Source organism: Rhizobium sp. X9 (assembly GCF_018873185.1).
Lineage (GTDB): Bacteria > Pseudomonadota > Alphaproteobacteria > Rhizobiales > Rhizobiaceae > Agrobacterium > Agrobacterium oryzihabitans.
Genome location: NZ_CP071311.1, coordinates 1219822 through 1246810 on the forward strand (window position 1 = coordinate 1219822; position 26989 = coordinate 1246810).

Consider the following 26989-nt stretch of genomic DNA (forward strand, 5'->3'; position numbering starts at 1 on the left):
GCGGCTTTCGATATCTGCCTTATGGGCGGCGGCAGGTCAGAATGAAGCGCTGATAAACATAGGTGCGCAGCCTGTTGCGCAGGTTGGCGTTCTTACGCTGCGCTTTTGCGATCGGGTCATGGGAGTGGAGTTCGATGTTGGTAAAACCGGCATCAGTCAGAAGCGGCGTCAGCATTGCGGGCCGCAGCCCCTGCCCGAACGGAAGCGCCTTCATGATTGCAGCGTGGTGATCGCTCTGGGCGCCGTCATAGTTCCTGTCGGCTCCCGCCAGGCGGTCGATAAGCCAGATCAACTGGCTAGCAAAGCGCCCCGCGGGCTTTGGCCTTGCCCAGTCACCATCGAAGAACAGCAGGCGACCGCCCGGACGAAGCAGCCTGAACCACTCGCGGAAGGCCGTCTCGGGCTCGGTCAACGTCCAGACCAGGTGCCGGCAGATGATCGCATCATAGGACTGGTCCGGTTCCATGGTGTTTTCAGCATCCGCCATGATGAAACGCAGCCTCGTTTTTCCGGCATGTTTCGCTCGCGCCACGGACAGCATCGCCTCTGAAAAATCCAGCGCCGTGACGTCGTGGTCGAGATCGTGAATGAGCCGTGTCACCTCGCCCGTGCCGCAGGCCAGTTCAAGGATGCGCTTCGGTTCTGTGCCCAGCAGATCCCTGATCGGCTTTTGCCATGCATTGGCCTCCGGGCCGGCCGCAATCCTGTGTCCAAAGGCCAGATCGAAAGTCTCGGATCTTTTCGACCAGTAATCCCGGATTTCCTCCTTCAGATCGAAATTGCCGCCATCCATCGCGTGATCCTCCATGTGCTGCATCTTGTTTCTGTATTGATGAAATGGTCAGTCTGACGTGTCGAACAGAGCGTTTAGCGTGGCGACCGTCATGGCGATTGCGACGCCCGGCCAGATCATCAGGCTCGGATGGTCGAAGATAAAAACGCGATATTCGAAGAGCATGGAGCCCCAGTCGGGCTTTGATGGATCTGCTCCAAGGCCGATAAAGGCGAGCGAGGCGTAAGCTGTGACCGCAAAACCCGCCTGATTGCCGGTATGGGTCACCATCAGCGGCAGAATGTTCGGCAGAAGATGGCGGATGATCATCCGGAATGGCGGCACGCCCAGGGCTTCCGCCGCATGGACAAAGGTTTGCCCAAGCACGCGCTGGCTGAGGGAATGGGCAAAGAGGGCCGTCGGCCCTATGCCGGCAAGGCCAAGCGCCAGTCCCGCCGTCATCGGCGTGAGACCGAAAACCGCCGCCGTTGTCAGCGCGATGATCAGCGTCGGAACGGTGATGAAGAATTCGCAGCAGCGCAGCAATGCGCGCTCCTTCCAGCCCCCCAGCACCGCAGCGCTGGTGCCGAGCAATGTGCCACCGGTAAAGGCGATGAAGCCGACCGAAAAAACCACCAGCGCCGTGCGCCATCCCCCCGCCATGATGCGGGAAAAAAGGTCGCGGCCGAGGTGATCGGTTCCAAGCAGATGACTCGCCGTCACACCCGAATGCCGGGCGAGAATATCCACCGCATCCGGATCATAGGGCTGCCAGAAGGTGCTCAGGAGCAGAAACAAGAGCAATGCGGCAAGCGCAAGATATCGGATCATCAGGCAAGCCGCGGGTCAAGAAAGCGTTGAAGTATCTGAACGATCAGGTTCATGAGGAGCAGCCATAGCGCAATGACCATGACATAGGCCTGCAGGACCATCTGGTCGCGAACCGCGATGCTCTGCACGAGAAATTGGCTGAGACCCGGAAGGTTGAAGAGAATTTCCATGGTCGCCGTCGAGCCGATCACCCAGCCCGCCTCGGAACGCACCGCCGAAAGCAAGGCGTAGAACGCGCCGCGATGCGCGTGACGCCAGAGAGCCTGCCGGCGCGAAAGCCCCTTGGCGAGAGCGGTGCGGAAATAGGGCTGCCGCATGGTTTCCATCATGTCTCGCCGATAGACACGCGCAAAGACGGCAGCCGAATGCGAGGCTATCAACATGACCGGCAGCAAGATCGCTGTAGTGTCGGTCGCGAAGGGACGGATCCATCGCAGCTGGACGCCGAGAACCCAGAGCAGAACGAGCCCCAGCCAGAAGCCCGGAACGGCCTGGACGAAGACTGAAAATACGCGGCTTGCGCGATCGGCAATGCCACCCGGCCGCGCCGCCGCGAAGAAACCGATCGGCACTGCAACGACGATGGCGATCAGCATCCCGGAAAGGCCGAGCAGGAGCGAAACGGGAAGACGCTCGAGAAACTCCGCAAAAACGGGCTCGCCGGTGCGGAAGGACCGCCCCCAGTCACCGGTGACGAAATCCGCTAGCCAATGCAGATAGCGCAGAAGAAGGGGGCGATCGAGGCCCCATTCTTCCCTCAGCGCAGCAACGGTTTCACCCGTTGCCGAAAGATTCCATACACGGATGGCAATTTGCACCGGATCGGCGGGCATCAGAGCAATAAGCGTGAAGGATGCGAGCGACAGCGCAAGCATTGCCAACGCCGAGCGTATGCCGAACCGGAGCAATTGCATCAGAATTACCTGGCCTCGCCGATATCGGCGCGCAGGACATAATAGTCCGAACCCCAGGGCTCATAATTCTGCAGCCGCTTCGAGAGACCCACATACCAGACCGGAGAAACCAGGAAGGAGGCCGGAACGTCCTTGAACAGTTTTGCCTGAGCATCGAGAGCAATTGCAGCCCGCTCTTTGGCCTCGCCCGCCACAGCAAAGCGATCAAGGATGGCGTCGAAATCCGCAGAGGCATATTTCGCATAGTTGAGCGAAGCGCCGCTGCGCAGCATCGAATTGAGGAAGAAGGCCGGATCGCCATTCGGCGCGGTGTGTTGCGCCCAGAGCGCGATATCGAACTCGCCGGCGGCCGCCACATCCTGAATGTTTTCCACAACCTTCGTGTCAAGCTGGATGCCGACCCTGGCAAGCTGCGCCTTTACGACAGGCAGCATGGTGACGAGGTCCGGACGCTGCGGATAGGTGATGGCGAGCAGGCGCAGCGGCGCGCCGTCCTTTGTACGGTTCCCTGCCCCGTCCCTGACCCATCCGGCTTCATCGAGAAGCGCTTCGGCTTTTTTTATGTCGGTCGGACGCGGCTGTTTTCCGGCGAAGGGGAAGTAGGCGGCATAGGCGCCGGTAGCCGGTTCACCGCCGTTAATGGCGGCCGCCAGTTCCCTGCGATCGAAAGTCAGGTCCAGCGCCTCACGCACCTTGATGTCGGTGGTAATCGGCCTTTTGGTATTGAGGAAGGCGAGATATTGATAACCGACCGGAAACGACTTGATCGTCAGATCCGGATTGGTTTGCAGCCGCTTCACGACTTCCGAGGGCAGCCCGAAGGCGAGGTCCAGCTCACCCGCCTCCAGCGCAAGGGTCATGCTTTGCGCATCACCGAACCTGCGAAATTCGACCGGAGAACGGGAACCGGCGTCAGCAAAATGGGTGTTCGGCGCCAGTCTCAGCGATGTATCCGCCTTGAAATCCGCGATCTGATACGGTCCGGTGAACAGAGCACGGCCATCGGCGGCAGTCGTATAGGCAACCAGCGGCCACTCCGCAAACAGCGCCTGCAGGAAGGACACCGGTTTCTCCGTCGTGATATCGAGCGTCAGTGCATCGACTGCCTTGAAGCCAAGCTTTCCACCTGTCGCAAGCGCCGCCTTGTTGGTTGCGAAAGTATGCTCGAATCCGGCCGCAAGGGCTGCTGCCGTTACGGCAGAACCATCGGAGAAGGTACGGTCCGGTTTCAGCGTCACGGTCCAGGTCAAGTCGCCGGTGCGTTCTGCTTTCTCGGCAAGGTCAGGCACAAGCCGTCCATCTTTGTCGACGGTAAAGAGGTTCTCTCCCACACCGTGACTGACGAGCGCCCAGCCATTGGAACCCTTTGCGGGATCAAGGCCACTTGTGATGTAGGTGGCGCCGACGCGCAAGGGTTCGGTGGCCAGCGCATTGCCCGCCACTCCCGTAATGAAAGCCGCGAGCCCGGCTGCCGCCAGACGCGAAATGCTCTTTGCCGACATTATGTTTCCTCTCATGCTATTCGGATAGATTGCGAAGCCGCTGCTTGCGGCCGGTCGGGTGATAGGCGAAATCGTCGACGACACACCCGCCAAGCAGGTGTTCGGCAACGATGCGATCGACAGCCTCCTCGGTAACGCCGCCGTAATAGGTGCCTTCGGGAAAGACCTGCATGACCGGTGCAAGGTTGCAGGGGCCAAGACAGGTCGATTTGGCCGTCATGGTGCCATCGCCGGTAACCCGAAGCTTCTGCCGTTCCTGCTGGTTGCGCAGATGTCCCCAGATCGCGTCAGCACCGGCCGAATTACACGGGGCGCCCTGACAGACGAGCACGCGGCGCTTCTGCGCAGGCACCAGCGACCCCTCGCCCGCCGGACGCACCGAGGATGAAAGATCGAGCGCCTGCGCCGTTCCGGCGAGGTCTTCGAGAAGGCGCGCCATGAGGGTGCTTGCGGTAGGGCTCGCGGTTATCGAGAGCGACGGCCACGGGCGCGGGTCCGCTGCCCGCCATCGTTTCAGGGTCTTGGTCAGCCAGTTTTGAAAGCTGGGCTCGAGTGGCAGCATGAGCGGCACGAGGAGGAGATTGCCGAAACCCTCATCGATGAGCGCACCGAGCGCTTCGCGCAGGGACGGCGTGCCCTGTTCGGTGAAGGCGAAACGAACGGTTCTCGCTCCGCGCAACTGGCCGGCCAGCGTCGCGAGACGCTGCATGTCCTGGTGCGGCGCCGCTGCGAAAGCCGATTTGGCGACAAGCAGCACGGCGTCGGGCTGAGAGGGCTCTCGATGGATTGGTTGAGTTTCGGTTGTCACAATGCCTCATTCACGAGGCGGCAACGAAAATGACGGGCCTCCGGCCGAAATGCCGGAAACAGCCATCATTCCCATGGCACCCCCCGACCACGGAATTACAATATGTCAGGCAGGTCTCCTGGCTTGCGGGTCAAAGCCACCTCACCCGTCTTCCCGGCATTGCTGCCAGTGACATCGTGGGCGATTGGCTCACCGCTTACAGTTGCGGGACAGCTCCGGGTCTTCACCGGATTCCCTCTTAGTTTCCACCGGGTGGCGGAAGAACCATGACGGAGCGAACCTACACTGCCGCAGGCCGCTGTCAACCGCCTGCGCCGCAAGTGAACACGCTACGCAAGTCTCCTTCGTCCAATCTATTGTTACGTTATAAAGTTACATACACTTGGTTTTATTTGCTGGTCAAGCCCATGTTTTGCGATGCGGTACCGAATTGGCGCACACACCGCCGTCATCGCGCGGAAACCAAAAATAAAAAGGAAGATATCATCTATATAAAATACAATTATATCAATGATTAAAGCAAACAACATAAAGTAATTTATAATTCACCGGAGGCCTCCCGGCGTCGCAATTCAAGCTCTTCACTGTAGCGCCTGAGCGTGTGGCTCTCCGTCAGAAGGCCAACCGGGCGGTTTTCTATCTTGTCGTTGACGACGACCAGCGCTTCGCTTTCCGTCGCATCGAAAGCGGCTGCCGCCTGCCGCGCATTCATCGTCGGCAGTAGCACGTCATTCTTGTAGTGCAGATAGGTTTCGAGGCTGATCTTGCTCGGGTCGCGATCCATCGGATCGGCGTAGATTTCCGGTACGAGGACGATGCCGGCGTAGCGACCGTCATCATGCGTCATGATCACCCGCTGCGTTGATCCCAGTGGAAACTTCTCCTTGAAGGCTGGAAGACCCATGCTGACATTGGCCTTGCGAATATCGGCACGCATCATCTTGCCCACGGTCAGGTCGCGGATCCAGCCAATGTCATGGGCGCTGCGAATGCTTTCGCCTCTAAGGTGGAAGCGCCAGGTGGCGAAGGAGTAACCGAAGGTCGTGCGCACCACGAGCGAGGTGGTGATGACGGCAGCAAGCACCAGAGCCGTGATCTGGAAGTCTCCGGTCAGTTCCAGCGCCAGAAACGTCATCGTCAGCGGACCGCCGATAATGGCGGCGGCAAAGGCGCTCATGCCGATCACGGCATAGACGATGGGTGCTGTCGCCCCATAACCGATATAGGGGGCGCAAAGCGCGAAAATCTTTCCGAGCAGCGAGCCCATGAACAGCGACGCGAAAAACAGGCCGCCGCGGAAATTAGAACCGATGGAAATGGCGCTGGCCGCCGCCTTAAGCACGAATAGCCCGGCCAGCCCGTAGATCGTCAATTCGGCATCGATATTGAGATGCAGCGCACCATGGCCACTGGACAGGACCTGCGGTGAAATAAGCGCAAGGGCACCGACAGCCACGCCCCCCATTGCCGGACGCAGCCAGCCCGGAATGGCGCTTTTGCGCGCCGTCTCTTCGATGAAGGACACCGTCTGCATCAGCGCGATGCCGATCGCCGCGCACACGACGCCCAGAAAGATGGCGGGCACGTAGTCCGCCGGCGTTACACGGCTGGCATCGACGATATCGATGGAGAGGCCGTGGCCGCCAATAAGCCCGATGACGGTGGCTGCGACGAGCGCCGATACGATGAGCGGCGCAAGCGTCACGACGGTATAGGTGCCGATGATGAGTTCGATGGCGTAAAAAGCTCCTGTCAGAGGCGCGTTGAAGGCCGCCGCTATCGCGCCCGCAGCACCACAACCAACGAGGATACGCATGTCCCCGCGCCTCAGTTTCAGCTTGATGCCGATCTTGGAGGCGACGCCACTGGCGATTTGCGTATAGCCGGCTTCCAGCCCCACTGACGCACCAAAGCCGTTGGAGACGATGTTCTGCACGCAGACGATGATGCTATCCGTCAGCGACAGACGGCCGCCATGCAGCGCATTCGCCTCGATCGGGTCGACCATCGGTTTTTTGCGAGTTTTGGAAAGAATGAAGATGATGATGCCAAGCACGATGCCGCCGATGATCGGCCCGGCCAGCACGATCGGGCCGGAGAGATCGCTGCTGCTCAAGCGCTCGACGCCATAGACCAGAACATGCAGCGCCGTGCTCAAGGCGCCGATCAGCGCCACCAGGAGGCCCGCAGCGATGCCGATGAGAACGGCGAGAGCCACCAGCCCCAGTTCTCCGCGCCGGAACATCGCCCGCAGGCGGCTGGCGCGCAGATTGTCGAAAAAGCTCGCCATACTGGGTGCACGGAAAGGCCGGGTCGACATGCTGTTCCTTTTCAGGCGGTATTAGGGCGCTTCAATCTCGATCTCGACTTCGAAACGCATCTGATCGTAAGCCGGTTCAACATGATCAGGCGTTTCACGCATCACCGTGTCATAATCGAGCGGAATATGCATATGGGTCAAGATCGCCCTTTTGGGTGCAAATCTTTCAATCCAACCGAGCGCCTGTTCCAGCGAAAGATGACTGGGGTGATAGCGGTGCTGCAGCGCGTCGATGACGAGAACGTCGAGACCGGCAAGCTTCGGCAGGGTCTCAGTCGGAAAATCGCTGACATCGGTGCAATAGGCGACATCGCCGATCCGAAAGCCGAGCGAATGCACGTCGCCATGCTGCTGCATATGCACGTTGAAAGGTATCGACCCGCCTGCCCCGTCGACGATCAACGTCGCGTCGATATCGGCGATGATCCGCGGCTCCACGATGGGCGGATAGCTGCTGCCCGGCGGTGTCTCAAGGCAATAGGCAAAACCATCCCAGATGCGCGCCATGGTGACGGGGTCGGCATAGATCGGAATGCGGCTTTTCTGGATGGCGAAATAGATGCGCAGATCATCAATGCCGTGCAGGTGGTCCGCATGGGCGTGCGTGTAAAGCACCGCATCGACCGCCTCCACCTTGGCAGCGATCATCTGCTCGCGAAAATCAGGGCCGGTATCAATGACGACGGTGGTCTTGCCGCCATCGGGTCCGATCTGCTCCACCATGAAGGCCGTGCGCGTGCGCCGGTTTTTGGGGTTCTCGGGGTCGCAGGCGCCCCAGTCGCCGTTGATGCGCGGTACGCCGGGTGACGACGCGCATCCGAGAACCGTGAAGCGGCGACGGTAGATTGCCACGCCTACACCCTTGTCATTTTCGAAAAGCAGCGGAAGGCATTCTCTGTGGTGATTTCAGCCATGCGCTCGAAGGAAATGCCATGCACCTCAGCCAGAACCTCAGCCGTGTTGACCACATAGGAGGGCTCATTGCGTTTGCCGCGCCAGCGCTTCGGCGCAAGATAGGGCGCATCCGTTTCAACGAGCAGCCTGTCCAGCGGCACTGTAGCGGCGATGTCGCGGATATCCTGCGATTTCGGGAAGGTCAGAATGCCGGAAAAGGACACGTAACCGCCAAGTTCAACGCCCGTTTTCGCGAGATCAGGACCGGCGGAAAAGCAGTGCAGGATGAAGGGAAACGCCCCCTTCTCACTCTCCGCGCGCAAAATCGCAGCCATGTCCTCATCGGCACTACGGCTGTGGATGACAAGCGGAAGCTTCGTCCTTCTTGCCGCCTCGATGTGGCGAAGGAGGCCGGTCTTCTGGTCTTCCGGCTTCTGCGTATCGTAGAAATAATCCAGCCCCGCCTCGCCGATCGCCACGATCTTGTCGTGGCTCTCGGCAAGCCGCACGAGGTCGTCGGCCGAAATATCCAGCTCCTCGGCCGCGCTGTTGGGATGTGTGCCGACCGAGCAGAAGACCGATGGATATTTTTCCGCGATCTTCAAAAGCTCCGGCAGGCGGCGCACCCGTGTCGAGATCGTCACCATCTGGCTGACGCCCGACGCGTGGGCGCGGGCGATGATATCGTCGCGCTCAGCCTCGAAATCGGGAAAATCCAGATGGCAATGCGTATCGATCAGCATGGGTGTCGCCTTCACGCTTCCGGTGCGACGTAACGCGGGAAGACGGGCTTGGGTGCCTCAAGCGGCGTGCCCGGAACCAGACGGCCCGCTTCGCCGAGTGCTGCAAAATCACGTTTATCGGCAGGGGCCGCAACGAGATCAAGCAGCTTCTCGCAGGACTCCGGCATGAAGGGCTGCAGGAGAATGCCGATCTGGCGCACCACTTCCGCCGTAACGTAAAGCACGGTGCCCATACGCTCCGGATCGGTCTTCTTCAGCGCCCACGGCTCCTGCGACGCGAAATAGCGGTCGGTTTCCGAGACGACGGCAATGATGGCCGCAAGCGCGCGATGGATGAGCTGCTTGCCCATCTCCTCGCGGCAAATCTCAAGCAGCCCGTCGGCGGAGGCGAGCATCGCCTTGTCTTCATCCGTCAACGCGCCGGGCGTCGGGATCTGGCCGTCGCAATTCTTGACGATCATCGACAGCGAACGGCTCGCCAGATTGCCGATGCCATTGGCAAGATCGGCATTGATGCGGGTGGCGATGCCCTCTTCGCTGTAGCTGCCATCCTGGCCGAAGGAGACTTCGCGCAGGAAGAAGTAGCGGACCTGATCGAGACCGAAATGGCTGACCAGATTGACTGGATCGACGACATTGCCGAGCGACTTCGACATCTTCTCGCCCTTGTTGAGCAGGAAGCCGTGCGCATACACCCGCTTGGGCAGCGGCAGCTTTGCGCTCATCAGGAAGGCAGGCCAGTAGACCGCGTGGAAGCGGATGATGTCCTTGCCGATGATATGCACGTCGGCGGGCCAATATTTCGCGCGCGGACCGTTCTTGTCTTCGATGTAACCGGTGGCGGTAATGTAGTTGGTCAGCGCATCGACCCAGACATACATGACATGCTTCGGATCGTTCGGAACCTTGATGCCCCAATCGAAGGTGGTGCGGGAAATCGAGAGGTCCTTGAGGCCAGACTTCACGAACGAGATGATCTCATTGCGACGCTCGGCCGGACCGATGAATTCAGGGTTTTCCTCGTAGAGCTTCAGCAGCTTGTCCTGATATTCGGAGAGCTTGAAAAAATAGCTTTCCTCCTCGACCCATTCGACCGGTGTGCCCTGCGGCCCGTACCGAACGCCGTCGGCGCGCACTTCCGTCTCGTCCTCGCCGTAATAGGCTTCGTCGCGCACGGAATACCAGCCGGCATAGCTGTCCTTGTAGATGTCGCCGCTATCGGCCATCAGGTTCCAGATATTGCGCGAGGTCTCGTGATGACGCTCTTCGGTGGTACGGATGAAATCGTCGTTCGAGGCGTTGAGCAGTTTGCCCATTTCGCGAAACTGGTCGGAGTTGCGCTGCGCCAGTTCTTCGGGCGAAATGCCTTCTGCCCGCGCCGTCTGCTGCATCTTCTGGCCGTGTTCGTCGGTGCCGGTCAGGAAGAACACATCCATTCCGTCCAGGCGCTGAAAGCGTGCCATGGCGTCCGTCGCGATCAGCTCATAGGCATGGCCGATATGCGGCTTGCCGTTAGGATAGGAGATCGCGGTGGTGATGTAGAAGGGTGTCTTGTCTGTCATGACGGTCTATCGACTTTACAGGCTGTTTTTTGGATAAACCGCTCTTAAACCATTGTTCGCAGCAGCGAAAGGCAAAGCGTACGTTTTGTACGATGGCTCGCAGACAAAGTGGAGTTGGCGAGCGCTTGGCATTCGCACTACCGTCACCCCGGACTTGATCCGGGGTCCAGCAGCGATCAAGTCCTTGATCGCGAAAGACTCATTCTCCACCGCGCAGACGCGCCCCGGCTGGATGCCGGATCAAGTCCGGCATGACGGAGGAGACGTTTCCATATCGGTAAAATCGTACGTTTCGGACGATTTCCTGTCTTCAAACGCCGCGAATATCTTCCAGAATGGAAAGCACCATCTGCTTCTTGTCGAGATTATAGGCCTGAGCCACGGTAATACGTTCCGAAAGCGTCGAGGAAAGCCGCGCATGTCTTTCCGCCGCAGCGATATCGCCCGCCATCGCCGCCGACCGCGCCCGATCCATCAACTCTTCCGTCACGTGCTCCATGAAGAAGCCGAGAACGATATCGCCATCCTTCTGCGCCAGAACTTCGGCGAGCTTGTGCATCTGCTTGCGCACCCCCGGCCCATCCGCCGTCATGACCGCGGCGAAGGCCTCGACGATATCGGAGCCGCCGTAATTCATCAGCTTGAGCGCCTGCGCGACGCTGCCCTTGGAGCCGGCAAGCAGGGCATCGCGTTTTTCGCCGGTGGCATTGATGCCCAGATGCTCGAGGGACTGCACCATATCTCCATCCGAAAGCGGCAGCAGCCGGAGCGGCATGCAGCGCGAGCGTATGGTCGGCAGCAATTTGCCCGGCGCATGCGACAGGACGAGGAACATCGCCCGTTTGGGCGGTTCCTCCAATATCTTCAGGATGGCGTTTGCGGCATTGCGATTGAGATCGTCAGCCGGATCGATGATGACGATCCGCCAGTTGCCGGTGCCCGATGTCTGCGCGAAGAAATGCCCTGCCCGCCGCACCTCATCCACCGTGATGGCGGATTTCACCCGGCCGGTCTTTTCATCCACCGGGCGGGTCAGATGCAGGAGATTATGCGATGCGCCGGCGGTGATCTGTCGGCTGACGAGCGATTCCGGATCGGGATCGGCCAGGAAATCCGGTGCGGAGGCCGGATCGGGATGGGTGAGCACGTGATTGGCAAAACGGAAGGCGAGCGTCGCCTTGCCGATGCCTTCCGGCCCCTCGATCAGAATGGCATGGTGGCCCTTGCCGGAGCGATAGGACTGCGCCAGAAACGCCTCCGCCTCGCCATGGCCGAAGAGCTTCGTGTTCTGCTGTGGCGCGATTGCGCCGTCGAGAACGCCCTGAACCTCACTCATGCCTGGCACTCGCCGCAGTCCCAAGCCGCTCAAGCATAGGCTCCACGAACGACATGACGTCTCCGGCGACCTTTTCTTCCGGCTGGTCGGCATTGACGATCCGACAGCGACGCGGCTCTGCAAGCGCGATATCCAGATAGGCTTCCCGCCGCTTCTCGTGGGTCTCAATTTCCTCTTTTTCGAACCGGTCTGGCGCAGCGCCCTCATCCGCACGCTTTCTGGCGCGGGCAAGGCCCTTTTCGGCGGCGATGTCGAAGATCAGCGTCAGTTCCGGCACGACGCCGTCGATCGCGACCCGTTGCAGCGTCTCGATGAAGTCCGGTTCCAGATTGCCGGTGGTGCCCTGATAGACACGGGAGGAATCAAGAAACCGGTCGCAGAGCACGATCGCGCCCTTCTCCAGTGCGGGGCGAATGACCTCCTCGACATGATCATTGCGCGCCGCCGCAAACAGGATCGCCTCCATGCGCACGCCGAAGGATTCCGCCGCACCGGAAAGCAGAACGTGGCGAACGGCCTCCGCCCCCGGCGAACCGCCCGGTTCGCGCGTCACGACCACCTCGAAACCAAGGCCGCGAAGCGCCTCGGCAAGCGTGCGAATCTGCGTCGACTTGCCGGCGCCCTCGCCGCCTTCGAAGCTGATGAACAATCCGGTCTTTTCGGCCAATGTCACGTCCTGTGAGGAATTCTCAGAAATATTGAAATGCCTGTTTACAGCATCGAAGCGAAAAGTGTGAAGCGCTTTTCAGAAAATCCGGTGGCTGAACAAAAGCATAGGAAAGCTGTCGATTACGGAACAGGCCTCAAAGCCAGAACAGCAGCAATTCCTTGAGCGCACCTGCCGCATTCTGGGTCAGCGTGCCCTTGCCGACGGCTGCCTTGGTATAAAGCGGCACTTCCCGCAACAGCCGTTCGCCGGAAAAAACCTTGAGCGTTGCGACATTCGCGCCAACGTCGAGTGGTGCATTGAGCGGCCAGCGATAGACGATCCGCCCCGAAATACGCTCCGGATTATTGACCGGCACCAGCACGCTGACATCCTCCTTCGGCGAAAGATCGATATGGGAGACATCGCCGCCATAGACGCTGACGGAGCCAACGGCTTCATCCCTCGCAAAAAGATGGCGTTTTTCGAAGGCCGTCAGCCCCCAGTCCACCACCCGGCGAGCCTCTTCCTGTCGCGTCTTGTCATCGACGATTCCCGCCAGCGCCAGATAGACCCGGCGCCCCTCACGTTCCGCCGAAACGACGGCCGCAAAGCCGCTGCCTTCCGCAAAGCCGAGGCCAAGACCGTCTATGCCGTTGCCCAATAGCGAGTTCTTGTTGCGCTGGAAAATGCGGTTCCATTCGAAATCCGGCTTTATGAAAAGCCCGTAGCGATCCGGATAGGTATCGTGCAGATGCTGGGCGAGACGGACCATATCCCTGGCGCTCGTCTGGTTGCCCGGATCGGGAAGGCCCGTTGAATTGGCAAAGGTGCTGCGGTTCATGCCAAGCTCGCCCGCCCGCACCGTCATGCGCTTGGCAAATGCCGGGTCGGAACCCGCCATGCCCTCGGCGATGATGATGCAGCCGTCATTGGCGTTCTGCACGATAATCCCGGTCAGGAGATCATTGATGCTGACGGAGGATTTCAGCGCTGCGAACATGGTCGAGGTTCGCGAGGGCGCGCCACCCGTGCGCCAGGCATATTCCGATACCGGATAAGGCGTCTCGGGCGTCACCTGCCCTTTCGACAGCGCATCCAGAACCACCTCCACCGTCATCAGCTTGGCAAGTGAAGCGGGCGGAAAGGACTGATTTTCGTTCTGGGAAAGAAGCACCGTGCCGGTCTCGGCATCGATCATATAGGCCTGTTCGGCCTTGGCGATGAAAGGTGCAGTTTGCGATTGCGCCGAATTACCACCGAAAAACGCAAACGCCGCCGCTGCCGCGACCGGGAGAAAAGAACGATGAATGGCCTTGCGCATGAAACCGCCCAGCTTTCCCTGCCGCAACCCGCCGCTCGCGACGAAAACGCAAGTCAGCCATAAACTCTTCATACCGTCAGCGTGTTTTCGCCTGCTGACGCTTCACATGGGCGAGTATGGAATCCTCATTCAGCGCTCCACGATCGACGAGTACGCTCTCGAACGCACGTGAGGTCCTGGAAACTGTAGCAGATTCCTCGGAATAAGCGGCTGCATATTTGGAGGATGGCGTCGGCACGCGCAGATAATTGCCGCCGGGTGCTGCCGGCTCACGCATGAAATTGCCTTCCGGGCGCTCGGCCAGGAACGGACCGATTTCCGGCAGGATTGCAAATTGTTCGAAGGCCGGCGCGGGACCATTGACCAGCGGCATGGCCTGGAGCGCCGCATTCCTCTTGGAACCCACCAGCGCCGTCTGCGTGGAACCGCCGTAATTGGGGTTGGACGTCGGAGCCGGCACGAAATTCGGGGAAGCCGAAGCCACCATGACGCCGGTCGCAATCTGCCCTTCCGGCGCAACACCCGGCGAACGTGAGCCCTTCGGAATATAGGACGCCATCAGATAAGGCATGTCGTGCCCATCAAGCGGCGCGCGGCCGGCATATTGCACCCGCACATTCGCCGTTCCGGTCGCCTTCATATCAAGAAGGTCAGCCGTCTTGCTGGAAACGTCGATCAGGCGGCCCTCATGGAAGGGGCCGCGATCGTTGACGCGCACCAGAACCGAAGCGCCGTTCTCCATATTGGTGATGCGCGCATAGCTCGGCAGGGGAAATGTCGGATGTGCGGCGGAAAGATGTTCCTTGTCGTAGACCTCGCCATTCGCCGTCAGGCGACCGTGGAAGGCGGAACCGTACCAGGACGCAAGTCCGGTCTTGTTGTAACCCGGCTCTTCTTTCGGAAAATAACGGCGGCCCTTGACCGTATAGGCATTGCCGACAAGCTCGCGCCCGCCGCCTTTGGGGATGCTTTTTCCGTCTGCCACACGCGGGCTGGCTTTGACGCCATATTCGGATTCGGAAAAATATTCCTTGCTGCGCTTTGGCTTCGGCTTGGTATCGGAGGTGGTTGAACACGACGCTGTCGCGGCGCAAAGCACGGAAATTGCAAGCCACTTCGCACCCGATCTGGTGCTGATGCCGAGTTTCTTGACCGTAGAATTCAAATCGTCTGCCCCACGCTGCTTACAGGCTCGGAGAACCGTACCCTCTTCCGCTTCGATTGCTTTGCCCCTGCCATCGAAGCACCTAACAGTCGCTTAATCTTGTGCATAACGTGGCGAAAATGCGAACGACTTCTGCAAAATCGATAAAATTGTAACGAACGTGGTTAATGATTTATGTCTTTTGGAGGGCGTTGAATACGCGCTTTACCCCTCATAGAAGCCCTCTGCTGCTTCAGTCCCCCTACGGAACAAACGGATTGTCACCGCGTTTCCTCCCCGCAAACAACCAAGCTTCCGCCGGTTTTCGGCTGAGGGAGGAAACATGATCAAGTCATTAAAAGCTACGGGTCTGGCGCTCGGTATTGCCCTGGTGTCCATTACCGCCCCTATCCCGGCAGGCGCGCAGGACATGGAGTTGAGAATCGGCCCCGATGGCGTCCGCCCGGTCATCCGAGATCGTGACAGGGACGTGGACCGCCGCGGCCCGCCCCGCATGCGCGGCTGCAGCGAACGCGAAGCCCGCGCCGCCGCCCGTGAGGCCGGCCTGCGCGACCCGGAAGTTGTACGCGTCACTCCCGGCCGGGTCGTGGTCCAGGGCTTCACCCGTCGAGGGCCGGACCGGATCACCTTCGCGAATGAACGTGGTTGTCCGGAAATCTGACGACATATGAAGTTTGGAGCCCGCCGAAAGGCGGGTTTCTTCTTCCCTGATGATGATGCGAGGCCATTTCCGAGATCAATTGATGCTTCTGCGCCTGTAATGAGCGATCACGAGCCATGCTGTACCGAGTGAAACAACGCCTGCGAAGAAGCTCGTCAAAGCAAGATAAACCGGACGCGATTTTAGCTGTGCCGTTTTCTCGCTCAAGGTATTGATGATCGTCGAAACAGATGACGATGATACGGGTTCCCACCCTTCTTCAATGCGGGCTAACCTTGCTCCATAAACGAAAAGGCCGAGTTCCGGTGCTCCTGGGTCAAGGTTTTCGGCAGAAAGTCCGATTTCCGTATAGTTGAATGAGCCACCTCTCATACCCTTGGTCCACTCATCGCACCGCCAGCATCCGCCCTCACCTTTGCTGCGCCAGTCTTCAACCCACTCCCAAACATTACCGCCCTGTTGGCGAGTGCCGTAGTAACTTTCCGATGCTGCAAATGCATCAACCCTGCTTACGAAGTAAGGCGTACCCTCGCCTAACTGTTCACGTAAAGTATAGTTCGCCCCCGTCAGCATTCGCTCCGACGCCGGATTCGGGGGGATGTCTGATTTTGTTGGATACTTGAAATATCGGCGAAGCTCAGCGTTGTAGTAAGCCGCCTTGTACCACTCATCGTCGCTTGGAATAAAAAATTTGGCGCCGAGGTTTCGGGTCGGCAAGCGCGAGCTATCAAATGATGCCATTGGGGCGGGAAAGACGCGGGTGTCATATGCACCGGTCTTTTCGTCTCCTTCAGTGGTACCCAGCTCCTGTCTGCCGGTCGCAGGGCGACCGTAATGCAGCCAGTTTGCCATACGGGCAAGATCAAACCACGAGACATAGGTTACAGGCCTTGTCTCCCAACCTGGCTTTGATCGATATCTGGCTTTGCCATCTTCGGATATTTTCTCCAAGCCACCAACAACTCCGGTCTGCATATCGGCCTTGAAGAGGCCAAAAGTGTCGCCTTCGCTCGCAACCGCGTTCAGGAATTCCGCATATTCCTGATTGGATAGCTCGTACTTTCCTATGTCAAAATCATACTCGACGCGCCCGCGGCCCGTTCTCGGATCATCCGGATTTCCTGTGTCGCCGACACGGACAAACTCGTATTGTTTAAACGGGGCGTCAGGGGATTTTACGAATTCTGGCACCAGCGGGCTAATTCGCGAGGCCACCCGAAAGCCGATGCTGGAGATGGTCACATCCGGATATTCTGTATCCACGTATTCCGACCTGACAGCCGCGGCAGGTAGCAGCAACGATCCTCCCAGCGCTATGCGTTGGCCTCCGATCGGATCCTCTACCCATTCCAGGGCATTGCCTGCTTGTCCCACCGTTCCGCTGGCAGAACGTGCCGTATCGGCCTCCCGTGCCGATATCAGGTGCGGGAACGGCGCAGCCCAATGGCCATTGAAGTAATTTGCGGATGATGGCCCAACACCGGCGGGCGGCAATTCATTTCCGGTGACATAGCGGCGCAGCTTGTTTTCGGCAGGATCGAAGAACGCGGCCTGACGCCACTCTGCACAATTTGGCAACCAGTATTGTGCGCCCTTATTTCTTACCCATTTCGCGGTATCATATGCGCCGTTGGAATCGTCACCTTCCGTCACGCCTAAACCAGCAGGTTTCAGCGGCTCTCCGTAGTGCATCCAATTCGCATATCTGACAGTGGAGTACCAGCTCACGAATGTCACTGGAAGGTCAGCATATCCGGGTTTTGGTGCATACCTAAAGCCTCCGCGCTCGCCTTCTCTTAATACCCCACCCCAAAAATGTGTCTCCATCATCGGTGAAAACAGCCGATAGGGGTCATCCAGGGCGGCCACCGCATTCAGAAATTCGGCATATTCAGTATTTGTGGTTTCTGATTTCGCCATCGCGAAGTCGCCGCTAACGCGGCCACACGATGACCCGTCGCCACCATCGCGTATCACCACCATCTGAGATGCTTTTGCGCTCGATTCACTACCGTTGAAGGTCAGATAAAACAAAGCAATAAAAGCCGAATATGCAAATATATGCATTAATCTCTCGAATATATATCAAAATAAAATAATAAAAATCTGGGTGAACGAGTAACCCAAAAGGGTTACGCTAGTCAACGCCCAAGAATTGCCTTCCATTTCGTTGGAAAATCGTGGAGCAGGATCGGATCGTTATTGATTTTTCCACTGTCATCAACATCGACCACCCGAACGAGTGGCTGGCGCCTTCTGATGCGGTGAAATGCGTCAATGCGCTTACATTCGCCGCATCGATAGTACAAAACGTCACGGAAACCGTTGGGACAGATAATCCGGAACCGTTTGAGTACAAAGGCTTAATAGGAAAAATATGATGTAAAATGGCAGATGGGGTGGGATTCGAACCCACGGTACGCTCTCACGCACGCCGGTTTTCAAGACCGGTTCCTTAAACCACTCGGACACCCATCCATCGGTGGTGAGGCTTTATAGCGGTTTGAAAATGGCCGTCAATCCCGCTGGCGCAAGCCCGCGTCCTCCTCCTGTTGCCAGGCTGTAAATCATTGCCCAGGCGTCGTTGCCGGCGGCAATAAAGAGCCCTCGCCTGAAGGAATCGCGGGGATTTGCTGGCCCGAATCGAACAGCGTCAGGCTGAGAACGATTGCAACAAGCACCAGCAACAGTGCCACGAAGAGAATTCCGGATTTATCCATGCGTCTGCTCATGTCCGGTTATGTTAGGGTCGAATATGTGCAATTCGAGGCAACATCAAGAATCGGGCAACCTGCCGCGGGATTGTCGGATCGCTTTTCCCGTTTTGCAATGGCCAAACCACTGAAGCAGTCAGGCAGGAGCGCACAGATCTGAAGCCCGCCGCTCAGTCGTTGTCGATGAACGATCTCTCAAAATCTCACCCATTGAGCAAAATTTATGCGTCGGCGTACTGTTTGGGACGGAAGTGGCCTATCGCGTCAGCAATATTGTCGCTTATATAAGCACATCGCTCCCGGGCATTGCCCAACTTTCCCCGAGCGATCAACCTGCCCCGCCCGTTTGCGGGGCTTTTTTCTTTGTTACATCTGAAAAATAGGACCATCGGTGAAAGGCTGGGTGGTACAAACCGCACCTCTTCGCCGGCCCGATGAGTCAGACGCCGATACTCGGTCCGCCGTCGCCGTGCCGTCCGCCACCCTTTAAAATATCCTCGAAAAGATTGAGCACCGCCGGCGGTAATGTGTCGGAGAGTTCAGCGATGATTTCGTTGGCGCGGTTATAGGAATAGATGGCGCAAAGCGTCAGCACCAAAAGCACAATCCACGGCCAGATCGGCTTGCGCCTCTGCGGCGCCCCGTTCGGTTGTTGCGGTATGGTCATGCCAGCACCTTCCGTTCAGGCCTTCACGCGCGGTTCGCCTCCCGGCGCATAGGCGGTTTTCTGCAGGAAACGGAATATGTTGCCGCATTGGCCGCAGCGGATCATGAAATCCGTGGGGTCGCCCGAGGCGCGCTCGGTGCGGAAGCCGCGCGGCATTTCATCGACGCGAAAATCGACGTTGGGGCGGCCCTTTTCATCGGATTCCGACACCTCGGCAAAACCCTGATGGCCACATTTGGAACATTCGAGCTTCCGGGAATATCTGTCACGCGCTGCCATATGCCGTCCTTTGCTTGCATCCCATCAGGTAGCAGCGGCAAAACATCATTTCAATGGCGATCGCCGCAGGTTAGAGCTTTGCCCATCTATTTCCACTCGGGAAAATGCGGCCGATGGCAAGAACGAATCTTGAAGCTCATGCATAACGGAAGCCCCCTGCTTTCATCATCCCTGGTGCGGCGTGTCGTGGTGATCGCCGTCATCATTCTCGTTTTCGTCGCTGCCCTCAATTTCGGCATCAAATGGTATGGCAACCGAATTCTCCAGGCGGGCCACACGACGGCAACCGATGAGGTGCAGATCACAATCGGCAACGATCGGCTGAAGCTTGCGAAAAACACGCTGCGGGTGCCCTCCGAACGTCAGGACGGAGAGCGCGAGCGGGTTGATCTTTATCTGACCTGGCCGGAGCTTGAGGGATATGAAGACGCCAATCGGGCTGCCTTTGATGACCCGTCAAAGACGGCGGGGCTGATTTTCATCCAGCTGTCGCAAAGCACCATGTCCGAGGACATGTCGGGTCGTTTCGGGCCGATTTATTCCCGGCTGACGGAAGGAGAGCCGGTCCCGTTGAAACATGGCTTGATGTTGCACCGTCTGCGCGCCGATTCCGGTTACGGCAAGGAAGTCATATTGACCGGGAGGCGTGAAGGCGAAAACGACTATGTGGTCCGCTGCCTCCTGCCGCAGACACAGCAGGAAGCGACGGGCAGCGATTGCCAGAGGGATATCCACGCCGGTCAGGACCTCAGCCTGTTCTATCGTTTTTCAACCAGCCTGCTGCCGCAATGGGCAAAGCTGGATGCGGATATAAAAGCTTATGTCGAGCAGCGCCTCGTAAAAGACAGAAATCCGTGACACGGCACGGAACAGATTGCGGGCGAAAAGTCGCATTTTATGGAAACCGGATACCTTTCATAAACCACTTGGTAACGCCATCCCGATAAAGTTTCTTCCCGGAGCATTCGGGCGGGGCGTGTCCGAGCGGAACAGAAATATGCGATTGAAGAGTTCAGCAGTGTTGAAAAGTCTATCCGGGGCACTTTCGCGCAATGTAGGCGCGGCGTCTTTTGTAAGGTTTGTTGCGTTGACCCTTGCTGCGGCGTTCATAACCGCAACATCCGTGGGAACCGCGCAGGCGGATCCGAAATATGCGGGCATCGTCATCGACGCCAAGACCGGCAAGGTTCTGTATGGCGAGGATCCGGACGGTCTGCGTTATCCCGCATCGCTCACAAAGATGATGACGCTTTATCTGACCTTCGAAGCGCTGAATACCGGACGTATCTCGCTCGATTCCAAGGTTCCGGTCTCGGCCAACGCCGCCAAGGAGCCTCCTTCCAAGCTCGGCGTTCGCGCCGGCGGCTCGATCACGGTCGAGCAGGCCATTCTGGCGCTCGTCACCCGCTCCGCCAACGATATGGCGACAGCGCTTGGCGAATATCTCGGCGGTTCGGAAGACCGTTTCGCCCGTATGATGACGGCCAAGGCCCGTGCGCTTGGCATGACCCGGACGACGTATCGTAATGCCAACGGCCTGCCTAACACGGCGCAGATGACGACGGCACGCGACCAGGCACGTCTCGGCATCGCCCTCCGCCAGCACTATCCGCAATATTACGGTTATTTCTCCACCCGCACCTTCAATTTCGGCAAGCAGGTCATCGGCAACCACAATCGCCTCGTCGGAACGGTAAGAGGCGTGGACGGCATCAAGACCGGTTACACCCGTGCCGCCGGCAGCAATCTCGCGACATCGGCGCAGCTTGACGGCCGCTCCATCGTTGCTGTCGTCCTCGGTGGACGCTCCAGCGCCGCCCGCGACGCCACCATGCGCAAGCTTGTTGCCACCTATCTGCCGCAGGCATCGCGTGGCGGGAACAGCAATCTCATCGCACAGACACGGTCCGCGCCGGTTGAAGAACCCGTCGCAGTGGCAGCAGCCGTTCCTTCAGTGGCAGTTGCCGCAACCGCAGCTGGCCTGCCAAACTCCGGCCCGGTGCCGCAGACCCGTTACGAGGAAGCACCTGTCACGGCCTTCGCCGGCTCGTCTTCCAATGCGGCCGTAAAGGCCATGGAAGCTGCCACCTGGCAGAAGGGCAAGGATCCCATCAATCAGGCGCCCGTCGCACCCGATCGCAAGTTGATTACCAATTCCACCAAGGTGGACAATATCGTCACCGCATCGACAGCACCTTCCGTATCGTCTGCTCCTTCGGTCTCCGCAAGGGCAGAGGTTGCGCAGGGCGGCTGGGTGATCCAGATCGGTGCATCGCCGGACGAGAATTCCGCTCGCGGCCTGTTGCAGAGCGCACAGGAAAAAGGTGGGGCCGCTCTCCGCTCTGCAAAACCCTTCACGGTTGCCTTCAGCAAGGACGGCTCCCAGATCTACCGCGCCCGTTTCGGCGGCTTCGATGGCCAGAACGCCGCGGTAAATGCATGCAATGCATTGAAAAAGAAAGGCGTCAGCTGCTGGGCGTCGCTCCAGTAACGAACGTTTCCGCAGGCGGTGGCTTTTGTTCAAAACACCGCCTGACTCCTCGAATTGTGTAATGTGTAGCGAGGCTTTCCAAGATGGCAGTCAACGAGAATTATTCGGACATTGCGTCTGGCAACGGGCACGGCAGTCTGTCGGTTCTGCATCCCATTCACGAGGCGGCAATGCGTATCGCCGATCTCGGTCTCAATCGTTCCAAGGCAAAGACGCGCGATCTCGTCAGCCTGCTCCTGTCGCACGGCGCCCGCGCCTGGCGGGCCAACCAGCCGGAAGCCAGCATCCACCTTCATGTCGCGCGCCGTTCGGGACGGGCGCCTGTCCATATGCGAATTCGGTAAGAACCGGACATAGTCGGTAACACGCAAAGAAAAACCCCGCGGAGCACAGGCTTCGCGGGGTTTTTTGTTGAAGGGCGTAAGGAAACGAGGCGGCTTACGCCTCGCTCTCCGGTGCCTCCGGCGTATTCGGCAGATTGTCGTCCGCCTCTTCGCCATTGCCGTTTTCGGCTTCGTCGTCGCCTTCCGGCTCGTTGATGCGCTCCACGGAAACCACCTTCTCATCCTTCGCGGTGGAGAAGATCGTGACACCCTTGGTCGCACGGCTGGCAATACGGATGCCGTTGACCGGCACGCGGATGAGCTGGCCGCCATCGGAAACCAGCATGATCTGGTCGCCTTCGTCGACCGGGAAAGCGGCGACGAGTTCGCCGATCTCGGCTGTCTTCGAGGTGTCGGTGGCACGAATGCCCTTGCCGCCACGACCCGATGTGCGGAAATCGTAGGAAGACGAACGCTTGCCGAAGCCCTTGACGGAGACCGTCAGCACGAACTCTTCGCGTGCCTTCAGCTCCTGATAACGCTCTTCGCTGAGCTCGCCCTCTTCGGTCACTTCCTCGCCGACGAGTGCAATATCTTCCTCGTCAACGCCTGCGGCACGACGCTCGGCTGCCGAGCGCTTGAGATAGGCGGCGCGCTCCCACGGTTCAGCTTCCACATGGCCGACAATGGTCATGGAGATAATGCGGTCGCCGTCAGCCATGTTGATGCCGCGCACGCCGACGGAGTTGCGGCCGGCAAAGACGCGCACATCGTCCACGGGGAAGCGGATGCACTGGCCAAGAGCCGTTGTCAGCAACACATCGTCCTGATCCGTACAGGTTTCGACGGAGAGGATTTCATCGCCCTCCTCGTCAAGCTTCATGGCGATCTTGCCGTTGCGGTTGACCTGCACGAAATCGCCGAGCTTGTTGCGGCGAACCGTGCCGCGTGTCGTCGAGAACATCACATCAAGCGTTTCCCAGGTCGTCTCGTCCTCGGGCAACGGCATGATGGTGGTGATGCGCTCGCCTGGCTCCAGCGGCAGCATGTTGATGAGCGCCTTGCCCTTGGATTGCGGCGTACCGATCGGCAGGCGCCAGACCTTTTCCTTATACACGATGCCGCGCGAGGAGAAGAACAGCACCGGCGTATGGGTATTGGCAACAAAGAGACGGTTGACGAAATCCTCGTCGCGCGTCGCCATGCCGGAACGACCCTTGCCGCCGCGACGCTGCGCCCGGTAAGTGGTCAGCGGCACGCGCTTGATGTAACCGAGATGCGAAACGGTAACGACCATATCCTCGCGGGCGATGAGGTCCTCATCGTCCATATCGGGACCGCCTTCGACGATCTCGGACCGGCGCGGCGTGCCGAACTCGTTGCGGATGGAGATGAGCTCCTCCGTGACGATCTGCATGATGCGCAGGCGCGAAGACAGGATTTCAAGATATTCGCTGATTTCCGCGCCGATCTTGTTCAACTCATCGCCGATTTCATCGCGGCCAAGCGCGGTGAGACGGGCAAGGCGCAATTCGAGAATGGCGCGCGCCTGCTCTTCGGAGAGATTATAGGTGCCGTCTTCGTTGATGCGGTGACGCGGATCGTCGATCAGACGGATCAGGCTTTCCACTTCCTGCGCCGGCCAGCGCCGGGTCATCAGCTCTTCACGGGCAGAAGCCGGATCGGGAGCATGACGGATGACGCGGATGACCTCGTCGATATTGGCAACCGAAATCGCCAGACCCACCAACACATGCGCGCGGTCGCGCGCCTTGCGCAGCAGGTACTTCGTGCGGCGGCTGACGACTTCCTCGCGGAAGGACACGAAAGCGCGCAGCATGTCGAGCAGCGTCATCTGCTCCGGTTTGCCGCCATTCAACGCCACCATGTTGCAGCCGAAGGAGGTCTGCAGCGGCGTGTAGCGATAAAGCTGGTTCAGGATGACATCGGCATTGGCGTCGCGCTTCAGCTCGATGACAACGCGGTAACCCTGACGGTCGGATTCGTCGCGCAGGTCGGAAATACCCTCGATGCGCTTTTCCTTGACCAGCTCGGCCATCTTCTCGATCATCGACGACTTGTTCACCTGATAGGGAACTTCGGTGATGATGATCTGCTCGCGGTCGCCGCGCATCGGCTCGATGGTCGCACGGCCGCGCATGATGACCGAACCGCGGCCAGTCTCATAAGCCGAGCGGATGCCGGAACGGCCCATGATCAGCGCACCGGTCGGGAAATCCGGGCCGGGAATAATCTGCATCAGTTCGGGCAGCTCGATCGCCGGATTTTCGATCAGCGCGATACAGCCGTCGATGACCTCGGAGAGATTGTGCGGCGGAATATTGGTGGCCATGCCGACGGCGATGCCGCCTGCGCCGTTGACCAGCAGGTTCGGGAACTTGGCCGGAATGACGACCGGCTCCTGCAGGGTGCCGTCATAGTTGTCGCGGAAATCGACCGTTTCCTTGTCGAGATCGTCGAGCAGCGAATGCGCGGCCTTTTCGAGGCGGCATTCGGTATAACGTTCGGCCGCCGGCGGATCGCCATCGATGGAGCCGAAATTGCCCTGCCCGTCGATCAGCGGCAGACGCAGCGACCAGTCCTGCGCCATACGCGCCAGCGCATCATAGATCGCCGAATTACCGTGCGGATGGAATTTACCCATCACGTCACCGGTGACGCGGGCGCATTTGACGTATTTCTTGTTCCAGTCGATGCCAAGTTCGGACATGCCGTAAAGAATACGGCGATGAACCGGCTTCAGACCATCACGGACATCGGGAAGCGCGCGGGAGACGATGACGCTCATGGCGTAATCGAGATACGACCGCTGCATTTCCTCCATGATGGAAATCGGTTCAATACCTGGCGGAAGTTTTCCGCCGCCGGGGGGGCTCTGGTCAGTCAAAACGGATCACATTCTCTGTTAAGAATCGGATGGATTTTTATAGCGGAAACAGCCACGTTAAGCCAATTTCCCGGCGAGTTTTGAACAGTCTTTTGCGTCATTTGCAAGACATACACCGCTTTTCGCCATTTAGCTTGGCAAAAGCGCCGCCGCTCCCTTTCAATGCAGGCGCGACTTGCGTAGGCTCACGCACAAAAAGGCAAAAAGCGGGGAAAAAATGGCCAGCAGCGAAATCCTTATCAACGCGCTTACCACACTTCTGGTCACACTCGATCCGCCCGGTCTCGCGCCCGTATTCCTTGCACTCACCACCGGCATGACGCGTGGCCAGCGCAGTCAGGTGGCGCTGCGCGGCTCGCTGATCGCCTTTGGCATTCTCGCCGTCTTCGCCCTGTTCGGTCTTACCATTCTCAACCTGCTCGGCATTTCGCTCGGTGCCTTCCGCATCGCCGGTGGCCTGTTGCTGTTCTGGATTTCCTTCGAGATGATTTTCGAGAAACGCCAGGAGCGCAAGGAAAAGACCTCCGAGATTGCCATCACCAAGGACCACCTGCACAATCTGGCGGTCTTTCCGCTCGCTTTGCCGCTGATTGCCGGGCCGGGCGCCATTTCCGCCACGGTGCTTTTGGCGGGAACGATGAAGACGACACTCGAAATGGTCGTGCTCATTCTCATCCTCGCTTTCGCCATGGCCCTCGTCTATGCCGTTCTGATCGTGTCCGAGCGCATGGACCGCTTTCTCGGCAATACCGGCCGCGCGATCCTCACAAGGTTGCTTGGCGTCCTGCTCGCAGCCCTTTCCGTGCAATTCGTGGTCGACGGAATAAAATCAGCCTTCGGCTTCTAAAGCGACGCCTGCCTTGATCCACGCGCAAGAAAATCCTTCGACCGGTTGGAACTGCGGAAAATCCGTCCTTTAAATTCGGGGTCAGCCTCGGCTAAAAGACGTGTGTTCTTCGGATTCGAAAGTTTTCTCCATGCGTTCCACGCTGCGCCGCCTCATCCCGGATGCCGCTCCCGTCAGTCACAGGGAAAGGTTGCGTGCCGCAACCGGCGCCTTTGTCGGCATCCTGCTGACCGGGCTTCTGGGCAGCCTCGCTTTTCGCTTCGACCCCACCCTGCCCGCCATGATCGCGCCGATGGGTGCCTCCGCGGTGCTTCTCTTCGCGGTGCCCTCCAGCCCGCTGGCGCAACCCTGGTCCATCCTCTGCGGCAATCTCGTTTCGGCTTTCGTGGGCGTGACGGTGGCGCTTCTCGTCCCGGATGTCTTCCTTGCCAGCGCGCTCGCCATCGGCCTTGCCATTGCCGCCATGATGGCGCTGCGCTGCCTGCACCCGCCAAGCGGCGCGGTGGCGTTGACGGCTGTTCTTGGCGGCCCCGCCGTGCACAGCCTCGGTTATGGCTTTCTCCTCTGGCCCGTCGCCGGAAACTCGCTGATCCTTCTTGCCCTCGCACTCGCCTACAACAATGCCACCGGCCGCGCCTATCCTCACGGTCTGAAGCTGGGAAAGGCGAGCCATGGGACGGCAGACCCGACGCCAATTCAGAAAATCGGCTTTTCCTCGACCGATCTCGATGAGGTGCTGAAGGAATATGACGAGATTCTGGATATAGACCGCGACGATCTCGAGACCATCCTGCGCAGGACCGAACTGCGCTCCTGGCGTCGTCGCGCCCTTCATCTCGATTGCGAAAGCATCATGTCACGCGATGTCGTCGGCGTCGCCCCTGATGATAGCCTGCGCCACGCCCATGCGCTGATGCGCAACCGTCATTTCAAGGCGCTGCCTGTCACCAATGACCGCGCCGAAATCGTCGGCATCGTCACCCAGACGGATTTTCTGGAAAAGGCGAGCTGGAGAAACGGCCGCCCCTACATCGGTTTCCTGCAGCGGCTGCGTCTTATCCTTACAGGGGCAAGCGCCCCCAACGATACCGTGAAAGACATCATGACATCGCCGGTCAGAACCGTGCGGCCTGAAACCGCAATCGAGGAGGCCATCATCCGCTTTGCGGAAGAAGGGCTGCATTACCTGCCGGTGATCGACGCCAACGGCAAGATGGTCGGCATTATATCGCAATCCGATGTCATGGTCGCGATGCTGGCGGATAAGGCTGCGGCATAAACA

The 26989-nt window shown here is 59.0% G+C and carries 26 protein-coding genes, 1 tRNA gene and 1 riboswitch; of the genes, 8 read left to right on the plus strand and 19 right to left on the minus strand.

Annotated features, from left to right (window positions below):
• Positions 1-19: 19 nt before the first annotated feature.
• Genes JZY08_RS05955 through JZY08_RS05975 form a run of 5 tightly spaced genes read right to left on the minus strand, consistent with a single transcriptional unit; the run spans position 20 to position 4827 of the window.
• Positions 20-793 carry a class I SAM-dependent methyltransferase gene (locus tag JZY08_RS05955; RefSeq protein WP_216331513.1) on the minus strand — a complete coding sequence of 258 codons (774 nt, stop codon included), beginning with the start codon at positions 791-793 and terminating at the stop codon, positions 20-22.
• Positions 794-841: 48 nt separating this feature from the next.
• Entirely contained in the window at positions 842-1603 is a 762-nt protein-coding gene (locus tag JZY08_RS05960) for an ABC transporter permease (protein ID WP_003496050.1), read from the minus strand.
• On the minus strand, positions 1603-2517 hold the full coding sequence (locus tag JZY08_RS05965) for an ABC transporter permease (protein ID WP_253204053.1): 915 nt from the start codon (positions 2515-2517) through the stop codon (positions 1603-1605). The genes JZY08_RS05960 and JZY08_RS05965 overlap by 1 nt, the downstream gene beginning before the upstream one ends.
• A gap of 5 nt (positions 2518-2522) precedes the next feature.
• Complete coding sequence (locus JZY08_RS05970; protein ID WP_253204054.1) at positions 2523-4019, minus strand: ABC transporter substrate-binding protein; 1497 nt, start codon at positions 4017-4019, stop codon at positions 2523-2525.
• Between the two features lie 16 nt (positions 4020-4035).
• A complete protein-coding gene (locus tag JZY08_RS05975; RefSeq protein ID WP_253204055.1) occupies positions 4036-4827 on the minus strand; it encodes a (2Fe-2S) ferredoxin domain-containing protein in 792 nt (263 codons plus the stop codon).
• Positions 4828-4918: 91 nt separating this feature from the next.
• Positions 4919-5111: riboswitch (cobalamin riboswitch) on the minus strand.
• On the opposite strand from JZY08_RS05975, the gene JZY08_RS05980 reads away from it, so the two are divergent.
• Entirely contained in the window at positions 5094-5345 is a 252-nt protein-coding gene (locus JZY08_RS05980) for a hypothetical protein (protein ID WP_216331310.1), read from the plus strand. (Overlaps the previous riboswitch by 18 nt.)
• A 20-nt stretch (positions 5346-5365) precedes the next feature.
• On the opposite strand, the gene JZY08_RS05985 is transcribed toward JZY08_RS05980, so the two are convergent.
• The 8 genes from JZY08_RS05985 to JZY08_RS06020 all read right to left on the minus strand — a co-directional run bounded on the left by JZY08_RS05985 (position 5366) and on the right by JZY08_RS06020 (position 14817).
• Entirely contained in the window at positions 5366-7117 is a 1752-nt protein-coding gene (locus JZY08_RS05985) for a chloride channel protein (RefSeq protein WP_216331517.1), read from the minus strand.
• Positions 7118-7168: 51 nt separating this feature from the next.
• The gene (locus tag JZY08_RS05990) at positions 7169-7999 is read right to left on the minus strand and encodes an MBL fold metallo-hydrolase (protein ID WP_216331311.1); all 831 of its coding nucleotides are present in this window, start codon (positions 7997-7999) and stop codon (positions 7169-7171) included.
• Between the two features lie 2 nt (positions 8000-8001).
• The gene (locus tag JZY08_RS05995; RefSeq protein ID WP_216331312.1) at positions 8002-8784 is read right to left on the minus strand and encodes a TatD family hydrolase; all 783 of its coding nucleotides are present in this window, start codon (positions 8782-8784) and stop codon (positions 8002-8004) included.
• Positions 8785-8795: 11 nt separating this feature from the next.
• Positions 8796-10346, minus strand: a complete 1551-nt coding sequence (gene metG, locus JZY08_RS06000) for a methionine--tRNA ligase (protein WP_216331313.1) — start codon at positions 10344-10346, stop codon at positions 8796-8798.
• 310 nt (positions 10347-10656) lie between these two features.
• Complete coding sequence (locus JZY08_RS06005) at positions 10657-11682, minus strand: DNA polymerase III subunit delta' (protein WP_216331314.1); 1026 nt, start codon at positions 11680-11682, stop codon at positions 10657-10659.
• Complete coding sequence (gene tmk / locus JZY08_RS06010) at positions 11675-12349, minus strand: dTMP kinase (protein WP_216331315.1); 675 nt, start codon at positions 12347-12349, stop codon at positions 11675-11677. Before tmk ends, JZY08_RS06005 begins: the two co-directional genes overlap by 8 nt.
• A gap of 136 nt (positions 12350-12485) precedes the next feature.
• The gene (locus JZY08_RS06015) at positions 12486-13652 is read right to left on the minus strand and encodes a D-alanyl-D-alanine carboxypeptidase family protein (RefSeq protein ID WP_216331518.1); all 1167 of its coding nucleotides are present in this window, start codon (positions 13650-13652) and stop codon (positions 12486-12488) included.
• 76 nt (positions 13653-13728) lie between these two features.
• The gene (locus JZY08_RS06020) at positions 13729-14817 is read right to left on the minus strand and encodes a septal ring lytic transglycosylase RlpA family protein (protein WP_082184248.1); all 1089 of its coding nucleotides are present in this window, start codon (positions 14815-14817) and stop codon (positions 13729-13731) included.
• Positions 14818-15139: 322 nt separating this feature from the next.
• On the opposite strand from JZY08_RS06020, the gene JZY08_RS06025 reads away from it, so the two are divergent.
• Positions 15140-15478, plus strand: a complete 339-nt coding sequence (locus JZY08_RS06025; RefSeq protein WP_003496021.1) for a hypothetical protein — start codon at positions 15140-15142, stop codon at positions 15476-15478.
• A 75-nt stretch (positions 15479-15553) separates the two neighbouring features.
• On the opposite strand, the gene JZY08_RS06030 is transcribed toward JZY08_RS06025, so the two are convergent.
• Positions 15554-17545, minus strand: a complete 1992-nt coding sequence (locus tag JZY08_RS06030; protein WP_216331316.1) for an SUMF1/EgtB/PvdO family nonheme iron enzyme — start codon at positions 17543-17545, stop codon at positions 15554-15556.
• Between the two features lie 113 nt (positions 17546-17658).
• On the opposite strand from JZY08_RS06030, the gene JZY08_RS06035 reads away from it, so the two are divergent.
• A complete protein-coding gene (locus JZY08_RS06035) occupies positions 17659-17859 on the plus strand; it encodes a hypothetical protein (protein WP_216331317.1) in 201 nt (66 codons plus the stop codon).
• A 7-nt stretch (positions 17860-17866) separates the two neighbouring features.
• Here JZY08_RS06035 and JZY08_RS06040 read toward each other — a convergent pair.
• The 4 genes from JZY08_RS06040 to JZY08_RS06055 form a co-directional block, all read right to left on the minus strand.
• Positions 17867-17956, minus strand: a tRNA-Ser gene (locus tag JZY08_RS06040).
• Positions 17957-18045: 89 nt separating this feature from the next.
• Positions 18046-18198 (minus strand): hypothetical protein, encoded by a 153-nt coding sequence (locus JZY08_RS06045; protein ID WP_003496017.1) that lies wholly within the window; start codon positions 18196-18198, stop codon positions 18046-18048.
• A gap of 433 nt (positions 18199-18631) precedes the next feature.
• Positions 18632-18859 carry a hypothetical protein gene (locus JZY08_RS06050; protein WP_035242504.1) on the minus strand — a complete coding sequence of 76 codons (228 nt, stop codon included), beginning with the start codon at positions 18857-18859 and terminating at the stop codon, positions 18632-18634.
• Positions 18860-18874: 15 nt separating this feature from the next.
• Positions 18875-19138, minus strand: a complete 264-nt coding sequence (locus JZY08_RS06055) for a hypothetical protein (RefSeq protein ID WP_082184251.1) — start codon at positions 19136-19138, stop codon at positions 18875-18877.
• A 138-nt stretch (positions 19139-19276) separates the two neighbouring features.
• Here JZY08_RS06055 and JZY08_RS06060 point away from each other — a divergent pair, with 138 nt between their 5' ends.
• The 3 genes from JZY08_RS06060 to JZY08_RS06070 all read left to right on the plus strand — a co-directional run bounded on the left by JZY08_RS06060 (position 19277) and on the right by JZY08_RS06070 (position 21973).
• Complete coding sequence (locus tag JZY08_RS06060; protein ID WP_216331318.1) at positions 19277-19996, plus strand: hypothetical protein; 720 nt, start codon at positions 19277-19279, stop codon at positions 19994-19996.
• A 139-nt stretch (positions 19997-20135) separates the two neighbouring features.
• Positions 20136-21629 (plus strand): D-alanyl-D-alanine carboxypeptidase, encoded by a 1494-nt coding sequence (locus JZY08_RS06065; protein WP_216331319.1) that lies wholly within the window; start codon positions 20136-20138, stop codon positions 21627-21629.
• An 83-nt stretch (positions 21630-21712) separates the two neighbouring features.
• Positions 21713-21973: a hypothetical protein gene (locus JZY08_RS06070; protein WP_003496006.1), complete on the plus strand. Its 261-nt coding sequence runs from the start codon at positions 21713-21715 to the stop codon at positions 21971-21973.
• A gap of 94 nt (positions 21974-22067) precedes the next feature.
• Here JZY08_RS06070 and gyrA read toward each other — a convergent pair whose 3' ends face one another.
• The gene (gene gyrA / locus JZY08_RS06075) at positions 22068-24860 is read right to left on the minus strand and encodes a DNA gyrase subunit A (protein WP_216331320.1); all 2793 of its coding nucleotides are present in this window, start codon (positions 24858-24860) and stop codon (positions 22068-22070) included.
• 217 nt (positions 24861-25077) lie between these two features.
• Here gyrA and JZY08_RS06080 point away from each other — a divergent pair, with 217 nt between their 5' ends.
• Positions 25078-25707, plus strand: coding sequence for a MarC family protein (locus JZY08_RS06080; protein ID WP_035217254.1), 630 nt, complete (start codon positions 25078-25080; stop codon positions 25705-25707).
• 130 nt (positions 25708-25837) lie between these two features.
• Positions 25838-26986: an HPP family protein gene (locus JZY08_RS06085; RefSeq protein WP_216331322.1), complete on the plus strand. Its 1149-nt coding sequence runs from the start codon at positions 25838-25840 to the stop codon at positions 26984-26986.
• Positions 26987-26989: the final 3 nt, after the last annotated feature.